21 protein-coding genes and 1 riboswitch are annotated in these 24,083 nt (G+C 73.1%); of the genes, 10 read left to right on the forward strand and 11 right to left on the reverse strand.

Going from position 1 to position 24,083, the window contains the following annotated elements:
- Positions 1-510: 510 nt before the first annotated feature.
- Both ABZ899_RS25505 and ABZ899_RS25510 read right to left on the reverse strand, forming a co-directional pair.
- On the reverse strand, positions 511-1,923 hold the full coding sequence (locus tag ABZ899_RS25505) for a trehalose-6-phosphate synthase (RefSeq protein ID WP_361350280.1): 1,413 nt from the start codon (positions 1,921-1,923) through the stop codon (positions 511-513).
- A gap of 94 nt (positions 1,924-2,017) precedes the next feature.
- The gene (locus tag ABZ899_RS25510; RefSeq protein ID WP_361350282.1) at positions 2,018-2,962 is read right to left on the reverse strand and encodes a glucosyl-3-phosphoglycerate synthase; all 945 of its coding nucleotides are present in this window, start codon (positions 2,960-2,962) and stop codon (positions 2,018-2,020) included.
- Positions 2,963-3,122: 160 nt separating this feature from the next.
- A riboswitch (SAM riboswitch) is annotated at positions 3,123-3,292 on the forward strand.
- A gap of 18 nt (positions 3,293-3,310) precedes the next feature.
- Between ABZ899_RS25510 and thrC the strand changes: the two genes are divergently transcribed.
- From thrC to ABZ899_RS25535, 5 genes are all read left to right on the forward strand, one after another.
- Positions 3,311-4,594 carry a threonine synthase gene (thrC, locus tag ABZ899_RS25515; RefSeq protein ID WP_361350284.1) on the forward strand — a complete coding sequence of 428 codons (1,284 nt, stop codon included), beginning with the start codon at positions 3,311-3,313 and terminating at the stop codon, positions 4,592-4,594.
- The gene (locus ABZ899_RS25520) at positions 4,591-4,866 is read left to right on the forward strand and encodes a MoaD/ThiS family protein (RefSeq protein ID WP_055625113.1); all 276 of its coding nucleotides are present in this window, start codon (positions 4,591-4,593) and stop codon (positions 4,864-4,866) included. The genes thrC and ABZ899_RS25520 overlap by 4 nt, the downstream gene beginning before the upstream one ends.
- Before the next feature lie 443 nt (positions 4,867-5,309).
- Positions 5,310-5,516, forward strand: a complete 207-nt coding sequence (locus ABZ899_RS25525; protein ID WP_019057200.1) for a cold-shock protein — start codon at positions 5,310-5,312, stop codon at positions 5,514-5,516.
- A gap of 309 nt (positions 5,517-5,825) precedes the next feature.
- Positions 5,826-7,448, forward strand: a complete 1,623-nt coding sequence (gene groL, locus ABZ899_RS25530) for a chaperonin GroEL (protein ID WP_361350286.1) — start codon at positions 5,826-5,828, stop codon at positions 7,446-7,448.
- A 219-nt stretch (positions 7,449-7,667) separates the two neighbouring features.
- Positions 7,668-8,795 (forward strand): NADH:flavin oxidoreductase, encoded by a 1,128-nt coding sequence (locus ABZ899_RS25535; protein ID WP_361350288.1) that lies wholly within the window; start codon positions 7,668-7,670, stop codon positions 8,793-8,795.
- Positions 8,796-8,829: 34 nt separating this feature from the next.
- Here the strand turns inward: ABZ899_RS25535 and ABZ899_RS25540 are convergent, their stop codons facing one another.
- The 4 genes from ABZ899_RS25540 to ABZ899_RS25555 form a co-directional block, all read right to left on the reverse strand.
- Positions 8,830-9,399: a hypothetical protein gene (locus ABZ899_RS25540; RefSeq protein ID WP_361350290.1), complete on the reverse strand. Its 570-nt coding sequence runs from the start codon at positions 9,397-9,399 to the stop codon at positions 8,830-8,832.
- 43 nt (positions 9,400-9,442) lie between these two features.
- Positions 9,443-9,976, reverse strand: coding sequence for a DinB family protein (locus ABZ899_RS25545; RefSeq protein ID WP_361350292.1), 534 nt, complete (start codon positions 9,974-9,976; stop codon positions 9,443-9,445).
- Between the two features lie 175 nt (positions 9,977-10,151).
- On the reverse strand, positions 10,152-11,087 hold the full coding sequence (gene murQ, locus ABZ899_RS25550; protein ID WP_361350294.1) for an N-acetylmuramic acid 6-phosphate etherase: 936 nt from the start codon (positions 11,085-11,087) through the stop codon (positions 10,152-10,154).
- 208 nt (positions 11,088-11,295) lie between these two features.
- Positions 11,296-12,198 (reverse strand): MurR/RpiR family transcriptional regulator, encoded by a 903-nt coding sequence (locus tag ABZ899_RS25555; RefSeq protein ID WP_062669031.1) that lies wholly within the window; start codon positions 12,196-12,198, stop codon positions 11,296-11,298.
- Positions 12,199-12,253: 55 nt separating this feature from the next.
- Between ABZ899_RS25555 and ABZ899_RS25560 the strand changes: the two genes are divergently transcribed.
- Both ABZ899_RS25560 and ABZ899_RS25565 read left to right on the forward strand, forming a co-directional pair.
- On the forward strand, positions 12,254-12,637 hold the full coding sequence (locus ABZ899_RS25560) for a hypothetical protein (RefSeq protein WP_361350296.1): 384 nt from the start codon (positions 12,254-12,256) through the stop codon (positions 12,635-12,637).
- The gene (locus tag ABZ899_RS25565) at positions 12,634-12,903 is read left to right on the forward strand and encodes a DUF4031 domain-containing protein (protein WP_361350298.1); all 270 of its coding nucleotides are present in this window, start codon (positions 12,634-12,636) and stop codon (positions 12,901-12,903) included. Before ABZ899_RS25560 ends, ABZ899_RS25565 begins: the two co-directional genes overlap by 4 nt.
- Here the strand turns inward: ABZ899_RS25565 and ABZ899_RS25570 are convergent.
- Positions 12,897-14,021: a GNAT family N-acetyltransferase gene (locus ABZ899_RS25570; protein ID WP_361350300.1), complete on the reverse strand. Its 1,125-nt coding sequence runs from the start codon at positions 14,019-14,021 to the stop codon at positions 12,897-12,899. The genes ABZ899_RS25565 and ABZ899_RS25570 overlap by 7 nt on opposite strands.
- A 27-nt stretch (positions 14,022-14,048) precedes the next feature.
- Entirely contained in the window at positions 14,049-14,696 is a 648-nt protein-coding gene (locus ABZ899_RS25575) for a hypothetical protein (RefSeq protein WP_361350302.1), read from the reverse strand.
- Between the two features lie 296 nt (positions 14,697-14,992).
- Here ABZ899_RS25575 and ABZ899_RS25580 point away from each other — a divergent pair, with 296 nt between their 5' ends.
- Complete coding sequence (locus tag ABZ899_RS25580) at positions 14,993-15,694, forward strand: copper homeostasis protein CutC (protein ID WP_361350304.1); 702 nt, start codon at positions 14,993-14,995, stop codon at positions 15,692-15,694.
- Between the two features lie 51 nt (positions 15,695-15,745).
- Here the strand turns inward: ABZ899_RS25580 and ABZ899_RS25585 are convergent, their stop codons facing one another.
- Entirely contained in the window at positions 15,746-17,794 is a 2,049-nt protein-coding gene (locus ABZ899_RS25585) for a UvrD-helicase domain-containing protein (RefSeq protein WP_361350306.1), read from the reverse strand.
- A gap of 456 nt (positions 17,795-18,250) precedes the next feature.
- Here ABZ899_RS25585 and ABZ899_RS25590 point away from each other — a divergent pair, with 456 nt between their 5' ends.
- Positions 18,251-18,430: a hypothetical protein gene (locus ABZ899_RS25590; RefSeq protein WP_361350308.1), complete on the forward strand. Its 180-nt coding sequence runs from the start codon at positions 18,251-18,253 to the stop codon at positions 18,428-18,430.
- A gap of 73 nt (positions 18,431-18,503) precedes the next feature.
- Here the strand turns inward: ABZ899_RS25590 and ABZ899_RS25595 are convergent, their stop codons facing one another.
- Together ABZ899_RS25595 and ABZ899_RS25600 are read right to left on the reverse strand one after the other, a co-directional pair.
- Positions 18,504-20,165: a DNA repair helicase XPB gene (locus ABZ899_RS25595; RefSeq protein ID WP_361350309.1), complete on the reverse strand. Its 1,662-nt coding sequence runs from the start codon at positions 20,163-20,165 to the stop codon at positions 18,504-18,506.
- Positions 20,166-20,232: 67 nt separating this feature from the next.
- Complete coding sequence (locus tag ABZ899_RS25600; RefSeq protein WP_361350311.1) at positions 20,233-22,794, reverse strand: helicase C-terminal domain-containing protein; 2,562 nt, start codon at positions 22,792-22,794, stop codon at positions 20,233-20,235.
- Positions 22,795-22,973: 179 nt separating this feature from the next.
- Here ABZ899_RS25600 and ABZ899_RS25605 point away from each other — a divergent pair, with 179 nt between their 5' ends.
- Positions 22,974-23,969: a hypothetical protein gene (locus ABZ899_RS25605; protein WP_361350313.1), complete on the forward strand. Its 996-nt coding sequence runs from the start codon at positions 22,974-22,976 to the stop codon at positions 23,967-23,969.
- Positions 23,970-24,083 lie beyond the last annotated feature (114 nt).

Genomic DNA, 24,083 nt, shown 5'->3' on the forward strand with positions numbered 1-24,083 from the left:
GCTGACCGCTCGCCGGGCCGGTGCGCCTCGCGAGGATGGGCCCGGCGGTGTGCGGCAGCGGTGCGAAGGCGGGGGACCGGCACCGGCGGGCCGGGGCATCCCTGTTCGTGCCCGGGCCGGGGCTCGGGCAGGGCTCCGGTCGACCCACCCGGACGGGACTGACCGCTCGCCGGGCCGGCGTGCTGCCGGCCTGTGCCGCCCGGCGGTCTTCACGAGGCCCGGCCGGGCGCCGGTGGGCCGGTCGGTGGGCTGAGGCCTCGTTCGTGCCCGATCAAGACTCGGCCGGGACCCGGACGGTGACTGACCGCTCGCCGGGCCGGCGTGCTGTCGGCCTGTGCCGCCCGGCGGTCTTCACGAGGCCCGGCCGGGCGCCGGCGGGCCGGTCGGCGGGCTGGGGCGTCCCCGTTCGTGCCCGGCCGGGCCCCGGGTGGGGATTCCGGGCACCTGCGGGCCGCCCGCAGTCCGGCGCCGGAGGCCCCGCGCGGCCCCGGCCCGCCCGGGGCCCAGGTGTCAGGCCTGGTCGCCCCCCAGGGCGTTCAGCTGGTCCAGGAACCACTGGGACGGGGGCAGGGCCGTCGCGGCCGCGGCCAGGCGCTTGGAGCGTTCCGCTCGTTCCGCCGGGGGGACGGACAGCGCCTCGTGCAGGGCGCGGGCCGTGCCGACCACGTCGTACGGGTTGACCGGGACGGCGTCCTCACCGAGTTCCTCGAAGGCGCCGGCCTCGCGGGACAGGACCAGGACGCAGCCCTCGTCGGAGACGAGCGGCACCTCCTTCGCGACCAGGTTCATGCCGTCCCGGATCGGGTTGACCAGCGCCACGTCCGCCAGCCGGTAGGCGGCCAGGGAGCGCGCGAAGTCGTCCTTGACGTGCAGCACGACCGGCGTCCAGCCGGGTGTCCCGTACCGCTCGTTGATCTCCCGGGCGACCCGCTGCACCTCGGCCGTGTAGTCGCGGTAGACGGCGAGGTCCTGCCGCGAGGGGTAGGCGAAGGCCACGTGCACCACCCGTTCGCGCCACTCGGGGTGGTCGTCGAGCAGCTGCCGGTACGCCAGCAGGCCGCGCACGATGTTCTTCGACAGCTCGGTGCGGTCGACCCGCACGACGGTCCGGCGGACCGAGCCGTCCGGAGCGGTGCCGATCTCGTCCCGCAGGGCCGCCATCCGTTCGGCCACGTCGGCCTCGTGCGACCGCGCCCGCAGGAAGTCCGCGTCCGCGCCCAGGCCGTGCACCCCGGTCCGGGTGCCGCCGAGCCCGTCGGCGAACCGCTCGCAGCACGCCTCGAAGGCGTCCGCCCAGCGCCGGGTGAGGAAGCCGAGGCGGTCCGCGCCGAGCATCCCGCCCAGCACCTGCCGGGCGATGTCGTCGGGCAGCATCGCGAAGTACTCCGGCGGCGCCCAAGGCGTGTGCGAGAAGTGCCCGATCCGCAGGTCAGGACGCAGCTCGCGCAGCATCCCGGGCACCAGCGTCAGGTGGTAGTCCTGCACCAGCACGGCCGCCCCGGGGGCCGCCCGCTCGGCCAGGGCCTCCGCGAAGGCGCGGTTGTAGGTCTCGTACGAGGCCCACTGCCGCCGGAACTCCGCGTCGAAGACCGGCTCCAGCGGCGTCTGGTAGAGCATGTGGTGGACGAACCACAGGACCGAGTTCGCGATGCCGTTGTAGGCGTCCGCGTGCACGTCGGCCGGGATGTCCAGCATCAGCACGCCGCCCTCGCCGACGCCCCGGCGCACCGCCTCCCGGTCGCCGTCGGAGAGCGCCGAGCACACCCACAGGGCGCCCGCGTCCGGGCCGATCGCCGACAGCCCGGAGACGACTCCGCCACCTCCCCTCTTGCTGTGCAGCGAACCGTCGTCGCGCACCTCGTACGAGACCGGGCCGCGGTTCGAGGCGACCAGTACCTTGGCAGCAGTCTGCGGGGAAGCCATACGCCTCAACCTAGCCCGGCCCGGAAACGCTCAAACGTGCGGTTCGGCTCAGTGGGGGCTCACGTACGCGCTGTATACGGCCGGGGTGCGGCGTTCACGCGACCCTGCGCGCCGCGTACTCCGCGATCTCCACCATGGGCGGCCGCTCCTCGGTGTCCACCGAGTACGTCCGTGGCTCGAAACCGTCCGCGCCGCGCTCGAACTGGGTCAGCGCCGGGCGCACCAGATGCCCGCGCGCCAGCCGCAGCTGGGCGGTGCGGTAGATCGCGGCGGACATGCGCCCCAGCGCCTGCCCGTCCTGGTGCCGGTGCTTGCGCACACCGACGTCCACCTGCGCGAGGGCGTCCAGACCCACCAGGTGCAGGGCGTCCACCAGCATGCCCAGCTCGACGCCGTAGCCGACGGGGAAGGGCAGCTGCTCCAGCAGGGCGCGGCGGGCCGCGTACTCGCCACCGAGGGGCTGTACGAATCCGGCCAGCTGCGGCCAGTGCATGTTCAGCAGCGGGCGGGCCATCAGCTCGGTGACCCGGCCGCCCTGCCCGGACGCGCCGCCGAGCGGGCGGTCGTACATCGCCTTGACCAGGTCGACGCCGGGGTCGGTGAGCAGCGGGCCGACGATGCCGACGACGAAGTCCGAGGAGAACTCGCGCAGGTCGGCGTCGACGAAGCAGACGACGTCCCCGCCCGTCACCAGCAGCGAGCGCCACAGCACCTCGCCCTTGCCGGGCACGGCGGGGATACGGGGCAGGATGTCGTCGCGGTGGACGACCCGCGCGCCGGCCGCCGCCGCGACCTCGGCGGTGCGGTCGGTGGACCCGGAGTCGACGACGACGATCTCGTCGACCAGCGGCACCTGGTGCACGAGGTCGTGGGCGATGATCGAGACGATGTCGCCGACCGTCTCCTCCTCGTTCAGGGCGGGCAGGACGACCGAGACCGACTGCCCCGAGCGTTGCTTGGCGGCCAGCACGTGGTGCAGCGGACGGTCGGCCAGGGACCAGGAGCGGCTGATCAGCCAGCGCTCGACTTCTTCCAGCACGGTCGGCGGCTCCTCACTGTCGAACGACGTCGGTGATCCATCTCGCGGTTCGGACGGCTCCCTCAACTGTCCTGGCCTTCGGTTACAGTCTTGAACAACGCGAGTGACCATCGCATGTCAGGGGTCGCTCGCCGTTCACAACCGCATGACAACCGCATACCGCTCATCCAGAGGGGCAGAGGGACACGGCCCGATGAAGCCCCGGCAACCCTCCAGTCGGTTCTCGTAGATCAGCGTCGATCGTCACCGTTGATCGTCTCCGCGAGGCTCCCGGCTAGGGAAGGTGCCAAATCCGTCTCACGGCGAGATGCGTCGTGAGGAAGATGAGGAGAAAGGGCCTCGCCTCACATGGCTGTGCAGACTGTTGCAAGCAGCACCGACTCCACCGTAGACCTCGGCCCCGCCGCCGCGCTGTCCTGTCGCGAGTGCGGCCACCGGGTACCGCTCGGCCCGGTCTTCGCCTGCGAGGAGTGTTTCGGCCCGCTGGAGATCGCCTACGACTTCTCGGGATACGACACCGAGAAGCTCCGTCAGCGCATCGAGGCGGGCCCCGCGAACATCTGGCGCTACGCGCCCCTGCTGCCCGTCCCGGCCGACGTGGCGGACAAGCCGAACATCAACCCCGGCTGGACCAAGCTCGTCAAGGCCGACAACCTCGCCCGGGAACTGGGCGTCACCGGCGGTCTGTACGTCAAGGACGACTCCGGCAACCCGACGCACAGCTTCAAGGACCGCGTGGTCGCGCAGGCCCTGGAGGCCGCGCGTGCCTTCGGCTTCACCACCCTGTCCTGCTCGTCGACGGGCAACCTCGCCGGCGCGGTGGGCGCCGCCGCGGCCCGCGCCGGCTTCCGCTCGTGCGTGTTCATCCCGCACGACCTGGAGCAGGGCAAGGTCGTCATGGCCGCGATCTACGGCGGCGAACTCGTCGGCATCGAGGGCAACTACGACGACGTGAACCGTTTCTGCTCCGAGCTGATCGGCGACCCCGCCGGCGAGGGCTGGGGCTTCGTGAACGTCAACCTGCGGCCGTACTACGCCGAGGGCTCCAAGACGCTCGCGTACGAGATCTGCGAGCAGCTCGGCTGGCGGCTGCCGGACCAGCTGGTCGTGCCGATCGCCTCCGGCTCCCAGCTCACCAAGATCGACAAGGGCCTCCAGGAGCTGATCAAGCTCGGTCTGGTCGAGGACCGGCCGTACAAGATCTTCGGTGCCCAGGCCGAGGGCTGCTCGCCGGTGTCCACCGCCTTCAAGGCGGGTCACGACGTGGTCCGCCCGCAGAAGCCGGACACCATCGCCAAGTCGCTCGCGATCGGCAACCCGGCCGACGGCCCCTACGTCCTGGACATCGCCCGCCGCACGGGCGGTGCCGTGGAGGACGTGACGGACGCGGAGATCGTCGAGGCGATCAGGCTGCTCGCGCGGACCGAGGGCGTCTTCGCCGAGACCGCGGGCGGGGTGACGGTGGGCGTCACGAAGAAGCTCATCGAGAGCGGGGTGCTCGACCCCGCCAAGACCACGGTCGTCCTGAACACCGGCGACGGCCTCAAGACGCTGGACGCGGTGGCGGGTACGGGCCTCACCGCGACGATTCGTCCCAACCTTGACTCCTTCCGAGAGGCTGGCCTCGCATGAGCGTGACCGTTCGTATCCCGACCATCCTGCGCACCTACACGGGCGGGCAGGCCGAGGTCGCCGCCGAGGGCGCCACCCTGGCCGAGGTCATCTCCGACCTCGAGAAGAACCACACGGGGATCGCGGCCCGGGTGCTGGACGACCAGGGCAAGCTGCGGCGCTTCGTCAACGTGTACGTGAACGACGACGACGTGCGTTTCGAGCAGGGTCTGGAGACCGCCACCCCGGACGGCGCAGGGGTCTCCATCATTCCGGCCGTCGCCGGCGGCTGACCGGATGACCGAACATTACCTCCGGTAACGCTGGTTACCGAGTGTTCAGCGAATTGCCTCCTCCGTGAGAGAAGCGGAGGAGGCAATTCTGTGTGGTTGAGCGGGGTACAGTTGGGGAACGCGTCGCTGGCCCACAGGCCGGCCGTCTTTGATTTCTGCCGCCGGCCCGACAAGAAGTAGCCAAAGTCCGCGGGCCCTATGCGGCTTTTGTTCCGTTTGCCCGGCCCGACTTGACCTGAAGTCAGCGGAATTGTCGCCACATTCCCGACCGGTCGTGCCTGGATTTCTCGTCCGATTGACCTGTTGCAGACGGCAGTTGGGCAGATACATTCAGCCGCGGTCGACGCGTTCCGGCGCACGCCCCCGACCGATTGGGGGGCGAGGTCTGACCCGGATCCGCGAAGTGTGGATCTGTGCAAGGGCCAGTAATAGGGGAGTTAGGCATGGCTCAGGGCACCGTCAAGTGGTTCAACGCGGAGAAGGGGTACGGCTTCATCGCGGTCGACGGTGGTGCGGATGTTTTCGTCCACTACAGCGCGATCCAGATGGACGGGTACCGCACCCTGGAAGAGGGCCAGCGGGTCGATTTCGAGATCTCGCAGGGTCAGAAGGGGCCGCAGGCGGACATGGTCCGGCTGGCGACCAGCTGAAGCACGCGTCGACGAACAGCAGCGACGTTCTTCTTCGAAGGGCCCGCGCCTCCTGGGGGGCGCGGGCCCTTCGCCGTGCCCGCGCGCCCCTGTGCGCGGGCAGCCGCCCGCCCGGGCGCCTTGCACTCTCGTACCCCGAGTGCTAATCATTGGCGTTAGCACTCTGAAGGTGAGAGTGACAAAGGAGGACCGGGTCGGTGAGGCCCGCAGGCCAGGTGGGGCAAGGAACCACGCGGCCGGCGAGCCGTCCGTCGCGGGCGCGGGCGCGGTCCGAAGGAATCACCCCCAGTCCTGGAGGGACCACTTCACATGGCCAAGATCATCGCGTTCGACGAGGAGGCGCGGCGCGGCCTCGAGCGCGGCATGAACCAGCTCGCGGACGCCGTCAAGGTGACGCTCGGCCCCAAGGGCCGCAACGTCGTCCTCGAGAAGAAGTGGGGCGCCCCCACGATCACCAACGATGGTGTCTCCATCGCCAAGGAGATCGAGCTCGAGGACCCGTACGAGAAGATCGGCGCCGAGCTGGTCAAGGAAGTCGCCAAGAAGACGGACGACGTCGCCGGTGACGGTACGACCACCGCGACCGTCCTCGCCCAGGCCCTGGTCAAGGAGGGCCTGCGCAACGTGGCCGCCGGCGCCAACCCGATGGCCCTCAAGCGCGGCATCGAGCGTGCCGTCGAGGCCGTCAGCGCCGCCCTGCTGGAGCAGGCGAAGGACGTCGAGACCAAGGAGCAGATCGCCTCCACGGCCTCCATCTCCGCCGCCGACACCCAGATCGGCGAGCTCATCGCCGAGGCCATGGACAAGGTCGGCAAGGAAGGCGTCATCACCGTCGAGGAGTCCCAGACCTTCGGTCTGGAGCTGGAGCTCACCGAGGGTATGCGCTTCGACAAGGGCTACATCTCGGCGTACTTCGCCACCGACATGGAGCGTATGGAGGCCGTCCTCGACGACCCGTACATCCTGATCGCGAACTCCAAGATCTCCTCGGTCAAGGACCTGCTCCCGCTCCTGGAGAAGGTCATGCAGTCGGGCAAGCCGCTGCTGATCATCGCCGAGGACGTCGAGGGCGAGGCCCTGTCGACCCTGGTCGTCAACAAGATCCGCGGCACCTTCAAGTCCGTCGCGGTCAAGGCCCCGGGCTTCGGCGACCGCCGCAAGGCCATGCTCGGCGACATCGCCATCCTCACGGGCGGCGAGGTCATCTCCGAGGAGGTCGGCCTCAAGCTGGAGAACGCCACGCTCGACCTCCTGGGCAGGGCTCGCAAGGTCGTCGTGACCAAGGACGAGACCACCATCGTCGACGGTGCCGGCTCCTCCGAGCAGGTCCAGGGCCGGGTCAACCAGATCCGCGCCGAGATCGAGAACAGCGACTCGGACTACGACCGCGAGAAGCTGCAGGAGCGCCTGGCGAAGCTCGCCGGCGGTGTCGCGGTCATCAAGGCCGGTGCCGCCACCGAGGTGGAGCTCAAGGAGCGCAAGCACCGCATCGAGGACGCCGTGCGCAACGCCAAGGCGGCCGTCGAGGAGGGCATCGTCGCCGGTGGTGGCGTGGCCCTGCTGCAGGCCTCCCAGGTCTTCGAGAAGCTGGAGCTGCAGGGCGACGAGGCCACCGGTGCCGCCGCTGTGAAGCTGGCGCTGGAGGCCCCGCTGAAGCAGATCGCCATCAACGCCGGCCTCGAGGGCGGCGTCGTGGTGGAGAAGGTCCGCAACCTCACCCCGGGTCACGGCCTGAACGCCGCGACCGGTGAGTACGTCGACCTGGTCGCCGAGGGCATCATCGACCCGGCCAAGGTGACGCGCTCCGCGCTGCAGAACGCCGCGTCGATCGCCGCGCTGTTCCTCACCACCGAGGCCGTCATCGCCGACAAGCCGGAGAAGGCCTCGGCCCCGGCCGGCGGCGGCATGCCGGGCGGTGACATGGACTTCTGATCGTCCTCGGGGCTCCGGCTCCGGTCGATCCACGTCCTACGCGGAGGGCGGCACTTCCTGTTCGCAGGAGGTGTCGCCCTCCGGCGTGTCCGGGGTCACAGCGGGTGGGAGGGCGAGCGGGATGCGCCGGGCGCCGGGAAGTGCTTAATGTGGTGCAACAATGCACGTGCACATACTGCCCGGTCAGTCGACCGGAACCCCTTCCGAGGAGCACCCCATATGACCCTCGCCCAGCCCACCGCCTCCCGAGCGGCCGAGATCCTGTCCCGGCCGGCCGTGATCAACGGCCTCACCGTCCCGAACCGCATCGTGATGGCGCCGATGACCCGGATGTTCTCGCCCGGCGGTGTCCCCGGTGAGGACGTCCTGTCGTACTACGCGCGCCGGGCCGCGGCAGGCGTCGGCATGATCGTCACCGAGGGTACCTATGTGGGGCATCCGTCGGCCGGGCAGAGCGACCGGGTGCCCCGGTTCCACGGCGAGGAGCAGCTCGCCGGGTGGGCGAAGGTCGCCGAGGCGGTGCACGCGGCGGGCGGGACGATCGTGCCGCAGCTGTGGCACATCGGCATGGTCCGCGAGCAGGGCCAGCCGCCCTTCGCTGACGCCCCCGCCGTCGGGCCCTCGGGGCTGCGCATCGGCGCCGACGAGCCCACCGGCCGGGCGATGACCCGGCAGGACCTGGACGACGTGATCGGCGCCTTCGCCGACGCCGCCGCGGCCGCCGAGCGCATCGGCTTCGACGGCGTGGAGATCCACGGCGCCCACGGCTACCTCGTCGACCAGTTCCTGTGGGCGGGCACCAACCGCCGCACCGACGCCTACGGCGGCGACCCGGTCGCCCGCACCCTCTTCGCGGCGGAGATCGTGGCCGCCGTGCGCGAGCGGGTGTCCGCCTCCTTCCCCGTCGTCTTCCGCTACTCGCAGTGGAAGCAGGAGGCGTACGACGCCCGCCTCGCCGAGACCCCGCAGGAGCTGGAGGCCATCCTCGCCCCGCTCGCCGCGGCCGGTGTCGACGCCTTCCACGCCTCCACCCGCCGCTACTGGATCCCGGAGTTCGACGGCTCCGACCTGAACCTCGCGGGCTGGACGAAGAAGCTGACCGGCAGGCCCACCATCACGGTCGGCTCGGTCGGCCTCGACGGCGACTTCATCAAGGCGTTCGCCGGCGAGGGCTCCGTCCTCAAGGGCTTCGACGACCTGCTGGACGCGCTGGAGCGCGAGGAGTACGACATGGTGGCCGTCGGCCGCGCCCTCCTGCAGGACCCGCACTGGGCGGCGAAGGTCCTCGAAGGCCGCTTCGACGAGCTGAAGCCGTACGACGCCGCGTCGCTGAAGACCCTGAGCTGACCCCGGCCCCCAGGGCCCCCCGGCCGAGCAGCGCCTACAGATTGCCCAGCGGCTCGATGTCGACCTTCACCGGGGTGCCCCAGCTCCGCAGCACCTCGTAGTCGGTGAACTCGTGCACGAGCCGGTAGGCCATCGCCGGGCGCGGTCCGCGCCGCTGGGCGGCGAGATACAGCTCGGCCTCCCGGCGGTCGCGGCGCGGGGTGCCGCACAACTGCCACTCCTGACCGTTCCACAGCTCCGGCAGCCAGCGCTGCTGGGGCTGTGGGCGGTCGCCCCGCACCCCGTACCGGGAGGGCGCCGTGCGCTCGGGGGAGCGGGGCAGGTCGGGGCCGTTGAACTCCGAACGCCGCGCGGCCCGGCGCCGGGTCTCGCAGAGCAGGCACAGGTCGTGCGCGTTCTCGTCGACCGGTCCGTTCGGATGCTCCGGGCAGCGCGTCGCGGGCGCGGCGCCGGTGACGCTCTCGTCCAGCAGCTCCAGCGCGCGGCGCAGATCCGCCTTCATCTCGTGCAGCCTGGCGTCGGGCGTGTCCGCGGTGAGGGCGTCGCCGTGCTCACCGAGGACACGGAGAGCACGGCCCAGGGCGGTCATCTGGGCGTGGTTCATGGACCCCAGTCTGGGGCACTCCCCAACCCCTTCGCGCCCTCGCTCAGCCCATCGTCCTCGCACCGTCCAGGGACTCCCGGATGATGTCGGCGTGACCGGCGTGCTGCGCGGTCTCGGCGATGATGTGCAGCAGCACCCTGCGGGCCGACCACCGCGTGTCCGCGTCGAACCACGGGGCCTGCGGCAACGGATGGGAGGCGTTCAGGTCCGGGAGCTTCGCGACCAGCTCGTCGGTGTTCCGGGCGACCTCGTCGTACTCCGCCAGCACACCGGCCAGCGTCTCGCCCGGCAGCATCGTGAACTCGTCGGCCCGCTTCGCGAAGTCCGCCTCGGTCATCGCCGAGAAGTCGGGCATCGCCTTCGGCCCCTCCACGATGAAGGCGGCCCAGCTCCGCTCCACCGACGCGACGTGCTTGATCAGCCCGCCCAGACACAGCGCGCTGGCGGTGCTCCGGGTGCCCGCCTGCTCGTCGGTGAGATCACGGGTGGTGAAGCGCAGGAAGTGCCGGTGCTTGGCGAGCGTCTCCAGGAGGTCGGCGCGCTCGTCCGTGGCGGTGGTGTTCGTGGTGTCGGTCATGAGCCCACCGTAGAAGCCGATTAGGTCAGATCCTGACCGCTTGGACGAAGGCCACCCGGTCAGATTCTGACCGCTTCGGCGAAGGCCACCCGGACGGTGCCGGAGAAGACGGGCGCCGGGCCGTGCGGGGTGACCGCCGAGCGGCTGGTGGCGGTGCTCGGGGAGGCGGCGGAGGTCAGGCGCCCGCCTCTCGGAGCGCCACCCGCAGATGCCCCTGCGCCGCGCTGAGCAGATCCGTGGCCGTGGGGCCGTCGACGTCCGCCAGCAGGACCAGGATCGCCGTCTTCACCTCGCCGTCCGCCTCCGTCAGGGCGCGTTCCACGGCGGCGTCGTCCGCGCCCGTGGCGAGGGCGACGATCCGGCGGGAGCGGGCGCGCAGCTTCTCGTTGGAGGCGCGGACGTCGACCATCAGGTTCCCGTACGTCTTGCCGAGCCGGATCATCGTGATCGTCGACAGCATGTTGAGGACCAGCTTCTGGGCGGTGCCCGCCTTCAGCCGGGTCGAGCCGGTCAGCAGCTCCGGGCCGACGACGACCTCGATGCCGTGCTCGGCGGCGGCCGCCAGCGCGCTGTCCGCGTTGCAGGACAGGCCGATCGTCAGCGCGCCCAGCCGCCGGGCGTGTTCGACGGCGCCGACGGCGTACGGGGTGCGTCCGGAGGCCGAGACGCCGACCACCGTGTCGTCGGGGGTGAGCGCGAGGGCGTCGAGGTCGGCGCCGGCCAGCTCGGCGGAGTCCTCGGCCCCCTCGACGGAGGTGACCACCGCCTGCGGGCCACCCGCGATGACGCCGACGACCTGCCCCGGCTCGGTGTTGAAGGTGGGCGGGCACTCGGAGGCGTCGAGCACCCCGAGCCGGCCCGCCGTGCCCGCGCCCGCGTAGACGAGGCGCCCGCCGCGGGCCATCCGCTCCGCCACGGCGTCCACGGCGGCGGCGATCTCCGGCAGGTGCCGGGCGACGGCGGCGGGCACCGAGCCGTCCTCGCCGTTCATGAGCCGGGCGATGTCCAGGGTCGGCAGCCGGTCGATCTCGGCCAGCTCGGGCCGGAACGCCTCGGTGGTCAGGGTCTCCAGTTCGGCGCGGAGGTCACGAGGAGTGGAAGCGGAGGTCATGCGCGGGCGGCTCTCTTCGTTTCTCGACGATGGTGCTGCGAAGGCGCCAGGGGGTGTCTTGTCGATCAGGCCGGATCAGCGAGCGGCGTCTGGCGCCGTGCGTCGCAAGGCGGAGGAGGGAGTCGATGCGGCGCATCGGCGACCGACGACAACGCGGCGAGGCGCGGTGCCAGGCGCCGGGAGCCCGGCATGATCGACGAGACACCCCCTAGCGGCGGTGCCGGTGGGCCAGTGCCTCGTAGGAGGCGGCCAGCGCCGGCGCCGCGGTGTCGTACGTCCGCTGTGCCACCCCGACGAACAGGCAGTCCACGACGAGGAGTTGACTCGTCCGGGACGACATCGCGGCGGGGCGCAGCTCGCTCTCGCGCGCCGTCGACGTGGTGAGGACGTGGTCGGCGTACTGGGTGACCGCGCCGTCGGGCCGGCCGGTGATGGCGACCGTGGTGGCCCCGTGCTCGAAGGCGACCCGCAGCGGCTCGATGACGTCCCCGGTGGAGCCGGAGTGCGTGATCGCGATGGCCACGTCCCCGGCGCGCAGCTGGACGGCGTTCGTCACGGCGAGGTGCGGATCGCTGTGCGCGTGCGCTATCAGCCCTATTCGCAGCAGCTTCTGGGTGAGGTCCTGGGCGACCAGGCCGCTCGCCCCGATGCCGTACACGTCGATCCGGCGGGCCGCCGCGGCGGCGGTGACCGCCGCCCCCAGCTGGACGGTGTCGAGGCCGGCCGCCGTGTCGGCGAGGGTCTGCTGCTCGTCGTAGGCCAGCTTGGCGACGACGTCGGCGATCGGGTCGTCCACGGCGATGTCCGTGGTGATCGCGGGGGCGCGGCCCGACTCCTGCTGGGCGGCCAGGCCGGCCAGGGCGAGCCGCAGGTCGCGGTAGCCGGGGTAGCCGAGAAGGCGGGCGGTGCGCACGACGGTGGCCTCGCTGGTGCCGGTGAGCTCGGCGAGTCCGGTGACCGTGAGGGCCGCACAGCCCGCAGGGTCGTTCGCCACCGCTTCGGCGACGCGCTGCATGGAGCGGGTCATCGACGGGGCGAGCGTGCGCACCTTGGCCGCGAGGGCGGCGGGCGCGGGCGCGCGGCCGAAAGTTTCCTTCACGTCATTGGTCACATATGAAACGTATTTTCAATGCCGGGTCGTGGTCAAGAGTGCGCACAATAGACGCATGGACCCCGTCACCCCGATCGAACAGGCCTTGCACACGGCCCGCGCCCTGGTGATCGCCGACCTGGCCGCCGGCGAGGTCGCCGAGGCGGACGTCGTCTCCCTGGTGGAGGAGTCCGTCGTCGGGCGGCGCTGGTGGGTGGAGCAGTGGCCGGACGGCGCGCCGTACGTGGCGGGGCTGGTCGCCCAGGACGTGCAGGACGCGCTCCTGGACCGGCACGGCCGCTGGCCGCTGTGCCCGGTGTGCGCCGCCGGCGAGCCGCACGCGCTGGACGTCGAGCCCGAACTGGGGCCCGACCCGCACTGGGTGTGCCACAAGGCGGGGGTGAAGGTCGCGCCGGTCGGCTCGCTCGGGCCCGCGCTCGGCGGGAAACCGCCCGCGTGACGATCTACATCGACCCGCCCACCTGGCCGGGCCACGGCCGCCTCTGGTCCCACGTCGTCAGCGACGTCTCCTACGACGAACTGCACCGCTTCGCCGACGGCATCGGCATCCCGCGCCGGGCGTTCGAACGGGACCACTACGACCTCCCCGCGCACCGGTACGCCGACGCGGTCCGCGCCGGCGCGGTGGAGGTCAGCAGCCGCGAGGTGGTGCGGCTGCTGTACGGCGCCGGGCTGCGCAGGCGCAAGAAGGACATGCGTCACTGACCGGACGGTGTGCCCGGGTCCTGGCGGACGTACAGCAGGAGCGCGCCCTGCGACTCGTGCCGGTCCTGGACGGCGCGCTCCTCCTCGGCGCCGGCGCGGACGTATCCGGCGCGCTGGACGACACGCTGCGAGGGGACGTTGTCCTCCTCGACCGTCGCGCACAGGCTGTGGACGTCGTCGCGGGCCAGCGCCCACCGGGACAGGGCGTCCAGCGCCTCCGACGCGTAGCCGCGGCCGCGGGCGCCCTCCACCAGGTCGTAGCCGATCTCCGCGCGGCCCTCCTCGTCCGGGGCGCCGTGGAAGCCGATCCCGCCGACCGCGAGGCCGTCCTCCCGCCGCACGAGGACGAACACGCCGAACTCGGGGCGGTGCAGGCCCGCCTCGTACGCCTGCGTCAGGATCCCGGCGGCTTCCCGCGTCCCCTCGTAGGGGCCGCCGACGACCCAGTCGAACCCGCCGTCGCCGCCCTGGGCGAGATCGGCGGCGGTGGCCGGGGTGAGCCCCTGGAGGGTGAGCCGGTCCGAGGTGAGGACGAGGTCGTTCTTCCAGCGCCAGGTGTCGACCGGCGCGCGGCCGGGCAGGTCGCCTCGGCCGGTGGCCCACAGCAGGGTGCGCCAGGGGTCCGGGTCCGGCCGGACCTCCGGGAAGATCGTCGTCAGCACGAACTGGGCGAGCCCGGCCGGGGGTTCGTAGGTCAGCCCCAGCCCGGTGGCGATGTCGTGGGTGTGCAGCAGCACCTCGGCGACGCCCATCGCGGCGAACCCCTCGCGGTTCGCACTGCGGAACGGGTACGGGTGGAAGGCGCGCACCTCGGGCGGCGTGGTGCGGACGGCCGCCGTGAGCAGGACGCCGGTCGTCTCGATCACGTCGAGCAGCCCGTCGTTGCCGGTGCCCTCGTCGAGGGTGATCTCGAAGGGGACGTACGCGCCCTGCGCCCGCCCCGCGAGCTGTCCCGCGTAGGCGATGAGGTCACCGGCGACGTGCTCGGCCGTGGCCCGGCAACTCCAGTCCAGCCGCCCGGCCTTCACCCCGTCCCAGTCCCGGTCCGCCACCGTGCGCAGCAGCGCCACGGCATCGGCCACGGCCTCGGTCACACGTTCCCCGCCCCTGTGTCGCATGCCGTGCAGGCTACGGGGCCCCACGGCTCAGAGCGACAGCATTTCCAGCTCCGAGGAGAGGTTGTAGCGGGCGGTCGCCTCCCACTTCTCCCGGCCGTACGGAGTGCGGAACAGGCTGGGCAGGGCGAGGAGTTGGCGCAGCACGTCGGCGCGGCCGGAGCGGAAGGCGTCGTTCGGGACGAAGTGGTACTCCTCGCGGACGGCGGCCGTGTAGGCGGCGTACGCCGACGGCGCCGCGGCGAGGATCGCGAGGTCGGCGTCGCACAGCACCTCGCCGTCCGGGTCGTCGGGCGCCGGATCGTGCGTGACGGTGAGCCGGACCAGCCGGGCCACCTCGGCGGTCCGCTCCGCGGGCACCCCGGCCTCGGGGAGCGCCCGCTCGGCGAGCCGGGCGGACCGCTCCTCGTTCTCGGACCGGTCGGGCAGGTACACGGCGTCGTGGAACCAGGCGGCGAGCCGTACGGCCTCGACGTCCCGCGCGTACTTCGCCAGCACGTCGACGTGGTCGAGCACCGCCGCGAGGTGGTCCACGGTGTGATAGCGCCGCTGCGGCTCGGACCAGCGTTCCAGCAGCGCCTCCCCGTAGCGCTCGGGTGCGGGGGCGGGGGTGTCGTCGCCGCGTGCGGCGAGCAGCGTGCGCAGCCAGCGGGCGCGGAGGTCATCGAGGTCGGCCATGACGTCATTCTCCGCCGAGGAGGGCCCTGGGCGCCGCGGTCGTCGGACGCGGGCGAGAACACGCCCTCCTCCAGTTCCTCCAGCCGGTTGTCCACGACCCACGTCACCGTGGCCGAGCAGGGTGCCGGGGCGTCGTACGAGCCGGCGGGCGCGGACGCGGGGGAGCTGGACATCTTCATGTGACCCCGTTCCCGGCCCTGGGTTGAGCGGGACCCCGGATGGGCAGGCGTAGGCTTTGATTGGACTAGACCTGTAGTCGCCTGTAGCCGCCGTCGAATGCCGAGGAATGGGGTCCCATGAGCGAGCGTGCAGTCCTGGAGGTGATCGCCCTCGGCGTCGAGGACGCGGTCGCCGCCCAGGCCGGGGGTGCGGACCGGCTCGAACTGGTCACCGACATGGCGGCGGACGGGCTCACTCCGCCGGTCGGGACGTTCAAAGGGATCCGCGCCGCCGTCGACATCGATCTGCGCGTGATGCTGCGGCTGGCCGACGGGTTCGCGGCCGGGGACGTCGAGCGGGTCGTGCGGGCGGCGCGCGAGCTGCGGGCGGCCGGGGCCGAGGAGTTCGTGCTCGGCTTCCTCGAGACCGACGGCTCCGTGGACCTCGCCGCCATGGAGCGGGTGGTCGCGGAGCTGGACGGGTGCCGGTGGACGTTCCACCGGGCGATCGACCGCGCCGCCGACCGGGACGCCCTGCGCAAGCAGCTCGACGGGATGCCGGGCCTGGACACGTACCTCACGGCGGGGGCGGCCGGCGGCGTGGACGACGGCCTGCCCACCCTGCTCGCGGAAGCGGCACGGGACGGCGAGCCCGGCTACGAACAGCGCGTCCTGGTCGGCGGCGGCCTGCGCCTCGACCACGTCCCGGACCTCCTGGCAGCGGGTATCGACGCCTTCCACATCGGCGGCGCGGCCCGCCCCGAGGGCTGGGCGGGCCCGGTCTCCGCAGCGGCGGTATCCCGATGGCGCACGGCCCTGGACGCCCCGGCGCGGTTCTGAGGCGCGCGACCGGCCGCACCGCACCCGCACCCGGCACACGGCGCCGCCCCCTCACCCCAACCGCGCGGGCAGCGCCTCCGTGTGGGTCACGGTCAACCCAGACACCGCCCGCGTCAGCGCCACGTACAGCCGCCGCAACCCCGTCCGTTCGTCCGGCTCCCCGTCCACCACGGCCGCCGGTTCGTCCAGGACCACGTAGTCGTACTCCAGGCCCTTCGCCAGCGACGCCGGCACCAGCGTCAGCCGGCTCTGCCGGGTCGTCTCCTCGCCGGGCGCCAGGTACTCCAGGCCCGCCGCCTTCAGCGCCTCCGCCAGCACCGGCACCCGCGCGTCCGCGGCGATGAGCCCGACCGACCCCTCGTGCCGCAGCGACTCCGCGCACGCCGCCGCCACCTCCGCCGCCTGCGCGACCGTCCGGATCTCGAAGAACCCGGGGTTGTCACGGATCGACGCCACCGGCGTCAGCCCCGGCGCGATCGACGGCAGCAGCCGCGACGCGTACGTGATGACGTCCGTCGGGACACGGAAACCGGCCGTCAGCTCCTCGATCACCCCGTCCGGCTTGCCGAGGTGCGCCAGCGCCTCCTCCCAGCTGCGGGTCGCCCACGGCGTCGTGCCCTGCGCCAGGTCGCCGAGGACCGTCGCCGAACCGGTGGTGCAGCGCCGCCCCACCGCCCGGTACTGCATCGGCGACAGGTCCTGCGCCTCGTCCAGCACGACATGCCCCAGCGACGGCGTCCGCGTCACAAGGTCGTGCGCCTCGTCGATCAGCACCGCGTCCGCCGCCGACCACTTCGCCGACTTCACCGACCGCGCCGGCTTCGCCCACCGGATCGCCCGCTGCTCGGCCTCGTCGAGGACGCCGTCCGCGTGCGCGGCCAGGAAGTCCGCGTCCGACAGCAGCCGCAGCACCAGCTTCGCCGGGTCCACCGGCGGCCAGACCGCCTTGACGGCCGCCTTCACGGCGGCGTTGCGGGCCACCGCGTCCTGCACCCGGTCGTCCGGCGCCTCGCCCGACCGCTCCATCTGCACCAGGACCGCGTGCGCGATCCGCTGCGGCAGGGCCTCGCGGGCGGCGCCGTACCGGATGTCGCGGTCCAGCAGCTCCCGGACGATCTCCTCGACCTCGTACGCCGGGACGCGCCACCGCCGTGATCCGCGCACCACGACCACCGCCTCGGCCGGCATGGCCACATGCGAGTACACCGCGCGCCGCAGCACCTCGGCCATCCGCGCGTCACCCTTGATCACCGCGGCCGCGGCGTCGTCGGTGCCGCGCACCTCGACCCGGGCCACGAGGTCGTCGACCGTGGCCTGGCGGACCGTCAGCTCGCCGAGCGCGGGCAGCACCTGCTCGATGTAGTGCAGGAAGGACCGGTTCGGCCCGATCACCAGCGTGCCGGTGCGGGCCAGCCGCTCCCGGTGCGCGTACAGCAGATACGCCACCCGGTGCAGGCCGACGGCCGTCTTCCCGGTGCCCGGGCCGCCCTGCACGCACACGGTCCCGCCGAGCCCGGACCGCACGATCTCGTCCTGCTCGGGCTGGATCGTCGCCACGATGTCCCGCATCGGGCCGACGCGGGGCCGTTCGATCTCCTGCTGGAGGAGCCTGCTGGTCCGCGCCGCCTCCGACGGGTCGGAGAGGTGCTCGTCCTCGTACGCCGTCAGGTCGCCGCCGGTGTAACCGAAGCGGCGGCGCAGCGCGATGTCCATCGGGTCCTTCTTGGAGGCCCGGTAGAACGGCTGGGACACCGGCGCACGCCAGTCGATGACCATGGGGTCGCCGTCCGCGTCGTGCACATGCCGGCGCCCGATGTAGAAGCGCTCGCCCTCGGCGCCCTCCGCCCCCTCGGCGCCGGGCGCGCGCAGATAGTCGAGGCGGCCGAAGAACAGCGGGGTGTCGCTGAGGTCGGCCAGCGCCTTGATGCGTTCGTCGATCTGCCGGGTCAGGACCTCCGCGTTGACCCAGTTCGCGGTGACGTCGCGGATGTCGAGGGCCTCGACGTCCTCACGCATGGCGCGCAGCGCGGCACGGGAGGAGGCCAGATGGGAGCGCTCTCGCTGGAGCGGGTCGAGGCTGTCGCCGACGGGGCTGGACAAGGGGGTGCCTCCGGGTGACCTATGAGCAGGTGGACGAGAGAGAGCCGGCCGGTTTCCGTCCGGGCGGCGGCACCCCGCGAGGGGAGGCGGGCAAGAGCGGAGATTTTAGGGGAGCGCCCTCCACAGGCGCCAACCGATTTCGGGCGCCCCCTATAGGGCCTTTCGTTTGGATCATCCCGGCGTCGCGGGGTCTGGCGCGCGCATCCGCGGCGTTGTCGTCACTCGCCGACGCTCCGCGTCGACTCCCTCCTCCGCCTTGCAGCTGCACGCACCGGACCCCGCTCGGGCACGTCACCATGTCCCGTCGGCCACAGCCGGGCTGATCCAAACGAAAGGCCCTAGGGGACCCCGTCCTCCTTCGGGGCGGCCCGTCCGCCCCGAGGTGTACGCGGCCGGCACCCGGCTTCGGCCCGCAGACCGATGCGTTCTTCACGGACACGAACGCATCATGGAGACATGAGCGCAGCAACCATCCACCCGGCCCCTGCGGCCCCCCGCGGAGCGACCGCGCTCCAGGGGAGCCACCGTCATCGACTCGGTGAAGCCCTGCGTGCCGTCAAGGTGTTCGCGGGCGCCGCCTTCGGCGTGATCGTCCTCGGCGAGTACCGGGAGGAGGCGGGCGTCCGCCACAGGTGACGGTCCCGCACCGCCTAGGTGACGTACCGTCAGTAGCCGTGACCGTACGGAACCGCCCGTCCCTCCCGCGTCCTCAGCTCTCGGCGCCCTCGGCGCCTTCCGCCAGGATCTCGTCGGCGTCCATGATCCGGTACGCGTAGCCCTGCTCCGCCAGGAAGCGCTGGCGGTGGGCGGCGAAGTCCTGATCGATCGTGTCCCGGGCGACCACCGAGTAGAAGTGCGCCTGGTGCCCGTCCGACTTGGGCCGCAGCACCCGGCCGAGCCGCTGGGCCTCCTCCTGGCGCGAGCCGAACGTGCCCGACACCTGGATGGCGACCGTCGCCTCCGGCAGGTCGATGGAGAAGTTCGCGACCTTGGACACCACCAGCACGTTGATCTCGCCCTGCCGGAACGCCTCGAACAGCTTCTCCCGCTGCGCGTTGGACGTCTCGCCCTTGATCACCGGCGCGTCCAGATGCTCGCCCAGCTCGTCGAGCTGGTCGATGTACTGGCCGATCACGAGGATCTGCTGCCCGGCGAACCGGCGCACCAGGGCCTCGGTGACCTTCCGCTTGGTGTCGGTCGTCGCGCAGAAGCGGTACTTCTCCTCCTGCTCGGCGGTGGCGTACGCGAGCCGCTCGGAGTCCGTGAGGTTCACCCGGACCTCCACGCAGTCCGCGGGCGCGATGTAGCCCTGCGCCTCGATCTCCTTCCACGGCGCGTCGAACCGCTTCGGGCCGATCAGGGAGAACACGTCGGACTCCCGGCCGTCCTCACGGACGAGGGTCGCGGTCAGCCCGAGCCGCCGCCGCGCCTGGAGGTCGGCGGTGAACTTGAAGACCGGCGCGGGCAGCAGGTGCACCTCGTCGTAGACGATCAGGCCCCAGTCCCGGGAGTCGAACAGCTCCAGATGCGGGTAGACGCCCTTCCGCCGGGTCGTGAGCACCTGGTACGTGGCGATGGTGACCGGACGGATCTCCTTGCGCGTCCCGCTGTACTCGCCGATCTCCTCCTCGGTCAGCGAGGTCCGCTTCACCAGCTCGTGCTTCCACTGCCGGGCCGAGACGGTGTTCGTGACGAGGATCAGCGTGGTCGACTTCGCCTGCGCCATGGACCCGGCGCCGACCAGGGTCTTCCCGGCGCCGCACGGGAGCACGACGACACCGCTGCCGCCGTGCCAGAAGTTCTCCACGGCCTGCCGCTGGTACGGCCGCAGCGCCCAGCCGTCCTCGTGCAGCTCGATCGGGTGGGCCTCGCCGTCCACGTACCCGGCGAGGTCCTCGGCGGGCCAGCCCAGCTTCAGCAGCGTCTGCTTGATCTGCCCGCGCTCGGAGGGGTGCACGGCGACCGTGTCCGGGTCGATGCGGCTGCCCACCAGCGGCGCGACGCGCTTGGAGCGCAGCACCTCCTCCAGGACGGGCCGGTCCGTGGTGGTCAGGACGAGGCCGTGCGTGGGGTGCTTGGACAGCGTCAGCCGGCCGTAGCGGTCCATCGTCTCGGCGATGTCGACCAGCAGGGCGTGCGGCACGGGGTAGCGGCTGTACGTCACCAGCGCGTCCACGACCTGCTCGGCGTCGTGCCCGGCCGCGCGCGCGTTCCACAGGCCGAGTGGCGTCACCCGGTAGGTGTGGATGTGCTCGGGCGCCCGCTCCAGCTCCGCGAAGGCCGCGATCGCCCGACGGCACGCGTCGGCCTGCTCGTGATCCACTTCCAGGAGCAGGGTCTTGTCCGACTGGACGATCAGTGGTCCGTTCACGTGGGTCCGTCCTTCCGCTCACCACTCGGCCAAACGTCCAGTGTGCCTGATCGCTTCCCGGCCGCTCTCAGATCTGGTCGTCGGCCAGCTCGGCGACCCCGGTGATCCGGTGCAGCGGATACGTCCGCACCTCGTCCGCGGTGTGGTCGTACGCCGTCACGAACCCGCCCTCGACCCGGACCGGCGCGATCACCCGCTGGCTGGCGGCGCCCTCGGCGTTGACGTACCCGATCCACAGCGCCTCGCCGGTCAGCACGGCCGCCTGCATGGTGGCCAGCGTCTCGGCCGAGGTCGTGCGGGGCAGCTCGCCCCCACTCACGGCGGGGCCGGTACCGCTCGGCCTGCGCGGCGCCGTCGAGGCCAGGTCGCCCGCGCGGATGGCGCGGATCGCCGCGCCCAGCAGCGTGGCGTCCGGCGCGGGCGGGCCGTCCGGCACCGGCTCGGGGGCCGTGCGCGGCGGGGTGCGGTGGGCGTCGGCCCGGCTGATCAGGACGTCCCCCTCGGCCGACTCGGCGGCCGGCGCGAACCCCATCGCGCGCAACCCCTCCAGCAGCGTCGCCGGGTCGCTCTGCGCGGCGAGCACGGTCGGCGCGAGACGGCGCAGCCGCAGCCCGGCGGAGCGCTTGTCGGCGAGGATCTCGTTCAGCATGGCGTCGTCGTCGCAGCGGACGTACGCCGACGCCGCGCCCACCCGGAGCTGCCCGTGCCGCCGGGCCACGTCGTCGATCAGATACGCCAGCGGCTGCGGTACCGGGGTGCGGGAGTGCTCGGCCAGGAAGGCGTGCAGGTCGGAGGCGCTGCGCCCGGCGTCCAGGGCCCGGCGCACCGACCCCGGCGTGAACCGGTACACGGTCGCGCCGCCCTTGGACTCGACGTCCGCGAGCACGTCCAGCATGTCCGCGAGCGGCCGCCGCAGCGGGCCGGGGGCCACGGCCGTCAGGTCGGCCTGGAGCAGGACGTGGTCCAGGGGCTCCGGCAGCAGGGGGGCGAGGAGCCGGGCGGCCGCGGCCGCGGCGGCGGTCTGCTCGGCCGGCGGCAGCGGATCGGGGGGTGCGGCGGGGCGCCGGTGCCCGTGGTGCACGGGCAGTTTGTCGCCGGGTCCGGTGGGCTCGCCGGCCGGGGCGCCGTGCGGGGCCCCGGCGGGCGGAGCCGGGGGCGCGCCCAGCAGGGCCCGGCCGTGCGAGGACAGGGCGCCGCGGCCCGTCACGCCCAGCCGCTCGGCCTCGTCCAGGGTCCACCGGGCCAGCCGGCCGCGCAGGTCGTCGTCGCGCTGCGGCCCGCGCAGGGGCCGCTCCCAGCGCAGCCGGGACAGCACCGAGTCGGGTGACGGGGCCGTCCCCTCCGGGAGCGCGGCGAGCAGCGTCAGCACCCGGTGCCGTACCTCCGGCGCCGCGGAGCGGTCCAGCCCCGGGCCCAGCGCCGACAACGTACGGTCCTTCGCGTCCCGTCCGCCGACCACGCCCGCCGTCCGGGTCGCCGTCAGCCAGGCGCGGGCGAGTGTGGCCCAGCGGTCGGCGGCCGGCTGCTCCAGCCACTCGTCGTAGGCGGGGGTCGCCGCGTACCGCTCGTCGGCCTCGCCGTCGGAGGCCACGAGTCCGGCGGCGTAGGCGAGCTCCACCCAGAACGCGGCGACCGGCTCCGGCACGTCCAGGGCGACGGCGGTCCGCTTCAGGTCGCGCACGCTCAGGCCGCCCGCCCGCAGCACCGGGGGCCCGCCCTCGTGCCAGTCCTTCAGCAGTTCCTCGACGGTGGCGAGCGCGGTGTACGCCTGCCCGGCCGCCGTCGCGTCCACGACCTGCGGGGGGTGTGTGGCGGCCGGCTCCACCGACGGCGGCAGCGGCTCGGTGGCGCGGTGCGCGCGCCCGCCGCGCAGATGCAGCGCCGCCTCGCGGGGCAGCACGACCGTGCCGGGCGCGGTCGGCAGCAGCAGACCGCGGTCCATCAGCCAGCGCAGCCGGGGCGCCGGGTCCGCGGTGACCTGCCCGTACGGCGGCCCCCACACCAGCCGGGACAGCACCTCCAGGGAGTCCGCCGGAGCCTGGTCGAGCAGCGCCGCCATGCGCCGCCGGTCGGTGAACAGCGCGGTGAGCGCGTCCAGCGCGGACACCGCGTCGTGCGTGGACGGCAGCCCCGCCGCCGTCACGATCTCCTGGATCCGGCCCGGCGACATCCCGGCCGCCGCCTCCCGCACGGCCGGCCCCAGCCCGGTCGGCGACGGATGCTGCGGCGAGGGGGCCAGCAGCTCGCGGGCCGTGCGGACGAGCCGCAGCCGGTCGTCGCCGCCCCACACCAGCGCCTGGTCGCGCAGCGTCCCCAGGGCCTGCGGCAGCGCGCCCGCGACCGCCGGGTCGCCGTCGTCGCCGGCCATCAGCGCGAGCAGCTCCGCGTACGTCGCCGGGTCCGGTGCCACGGCCAGCGCCTCCGCCGTCTGCAGCGCGAACCGGTCCAGCCGCTCCAGGGCGCGCACCACGGACGCCCGGGTGCCGGCCCGGGTCGCGAGCTGCGTCAGATCGGTGGGGACGGGCGTGATGAGGTCGGGCCGGCTGCGCAGGAGCACGGCCAGCGAGGCGTCGTCCCGCGCGCGGAGCGCCTCCGCGAGGGAACGGGGCGGTGTAGCCGGTTCGCTCATCCGACCCAATCTAGCGGGTGCGCGGCCGGGGCAGGGGAGGCGGCGAACCCCCGGATCGCGCGCGGCGACCGGGGCCGGCGGCACCGGCGGCACCGCCCCCGCGTCCCGTGCGCCACGCGCACCCTGCGCTAACGTCGTCCCACGGGGTATCACAACGCGTCCACCCCGGAGGGGACTTCGTGGGGATCGAGAGCGACCAGGTCGTCTACGAGTATCTGAGCCGCGTCGGGGACGTGGCCCAGCAGCGGCAGTTGCCGTCGGCCACCCGGATGCGCCTGGTGAACGAGCTGCGCGGCGAGATCGACCGGCGCCGCGCCAAGGCACCCGTCGACAGCCCCGCCGCCGTCCGGCGCATCATCGACCGCCTCGGCAGCCCCGACGACGTCGTCACGGCCGCCGGGGGCGCCCCCGCCGCGGCCTCCGCACCCCCGCAGGGCCCCGTCACCGCCGTGCCCGCCCAGCCGTCCGGCGACGACACCGCGTCCACCCGGCGCCCGAAGGGCCTGCGCCGGATGGTGCCGCGCCCGCGTCCCGCCGAGCCCGCCGCCCCGCGCCCCGACGTGCCCCCGCCGCCCCACCTGGCGACCGCGGCCGACCTGGGCGGCAGCGCGCTGCGGCCCGACTGGTGGCAGGTGGACAGCACCCCGCTCGGGCCGGGCGAGGACATCCCGGGGTTCGTCGGCGGCGTCGAGATCCCCGAGATGCTCCGCCGCCCGCCCGCGAAGGCGGCGCCCGAGACGAAGGACCCCGAACCGGCCGCCGTGGAGCGGGCCGAGGACACCGTGGTGGACGCGCCCCGGCGCCGCCGCCTGCTGCGCCGCCCGGCCCTCCCCGAGAGCCGCTGGAACAACCCGCTGCTGCTGGCGTCCGCCGCCCTGCTCGTCGCCGGCGCGGTCCTCGGCAACGTCCTCGTCCTGCTCGTGGGCTGGCTCATCGCCTGGGGCTCCCGGCGCCTGAGCGACACCGAGACGAAGTGGGCGGTCGTGATCCTGCCCGGCCTCTCGCTCACGGCCGGGGTCGTCTGGCTCTGGGGCCGCGCCAGCGGCCGCTGGGGCGAGGCGCTCCTGCCGGGCGAGACCAACGCGGCGGTCGCCGAGACCTGGCCCTGGGTGGTGCGCGGCGCGGCCGTGGCGTCGGCCCTGTTCATCGTCTGGCGCTCCCAGCGACGCACCTAGGGCCTTTCGTTTGGATCATCCCGGCGTCGCGGGGTCTGGCACGCGCATCTGCGGCGTTGTCGTCACTCGCCGACGCTCCGCGTCGACTCCCTCCTCCGCCTTGCAGCCGCACGC

This window comes from Streptomyces sp. NPDC046859 (assembly GCF_040645135.1).
Lineage (GTDB): Bacteria > Actinomycetota > Actinomycetes > Streptomycetales > Streptomycetaceae > Streptomyces.

Excerpts from the sequence above, each read along its gene's own strand:
- ABZ899_RS25505 (WP_361350280.1), bottom strand. The coding sequence starts at position 1,923 with ATGGCTTCCCCGCAGACTGCTGCCAAGGTACTGGTCGCCTCGAACCGC.
- thrC (WP_361350284.1), top strand. The coding sequence starts at position 3,311 with ATGGCTGTGCAGACTGTTGCAAGCAGCACCGACTCCACCGTAGACCTC.
- ABZ899_RS25520 (WP_055625113.1), top strand. The coding sequence starts at position 4,591 with ATGAGCGTGACCGTTCGTATCCCGACCATCCTGCGCACCTACACGGGC.
- ABZ899_RS25525 (WP_019057200.1), top strand. The coding sequence starts at position 5,310 with ATGGCTCAGGGCACCGTCAAGTGGTTCAACGCGGAGAAGGGGTACGGC.
- groL (WP_361350286.1), top strand. The coding sequence starts at position 5,826 with ATGGCCAAGATCATCGCGTTCGACGAGGAGGCGCGGCGCGGCCTCGAG.
- ABZ899_RS25535 (WP_361350288.1), top strand. The coding sequence starts at position 7,668 with ATGACCCTCGCCCAGCCCACCGCCTCCCGAGCGGCCGAGATCCTGTCC.
- ABZ899_RS25540 (WP_361350290.1), bottom strand. The coding sequence starts at position 9,399 with ATGAACCACGCCCAGATGACCGCCCTGGGCCGTGCTCTCCGTGTCCTC.
- ABZ899_RS25545 (WP_361350292.1), bottom strand. The coding sequence starts at position 9,976 with ATGACCGACACCACGAACACCACCGCCACGGACGAGCGCGCCGACCTC.
- murQ (WP_361350294.1), bottom strand. The coding sequence starts at position 11,087 with ATGACCTCCGCTTCCACTCCTCGTGACCTCCGCGCCGAACTGGAGACC.
- ABZ899_RS25560 (WP_361350296.1), top strand. The coding sequence starts at position 12,254 with ATGGACCCCGTCACCCCGATCGAACAGGCCTTGCACACGGCCCGCGCC.
- ABZ899_RS25570 (WP_361350300.1), bottom strand. The coding sequence starts at position 14,021 with ATGCGACACAGGGGCGGGGAACGTGTGACCGAGGCCGTGGCCGATGCC.
- ABZ899_RS25575 (WP_361350302.1), bottom strand. The coding sequence starts at position 14,696 with ATGGCCGACCTCGATGACCTCCGCGCCCGCTGGCTGCGCACGCTGCTC.
- ABZ899_RS25580 (WP_361350304.1), top strand. The coding sequence starts at position 14,993 with ATGAGCGAGCGTGCAGTCCTGGAGGTGATCGCCCTCGGCGTCGAGGAC.
- ABZ899_RS25590 (WP_361350308.1), top strand. The coding sequence starts at position 18,251 with ATGAGCGCAGCAACCATCCACCCGGCCCCTGCGGCCCCCCGCGGAGCG.
- ABZ899_RS25600 (WP_361350311.1), bottom strand. The coding sequence starts at position 22,794 with ATGAGCGAACCGGCTACACCGCCCCGTTCCCTCGCGGAGGCGCTCCGC.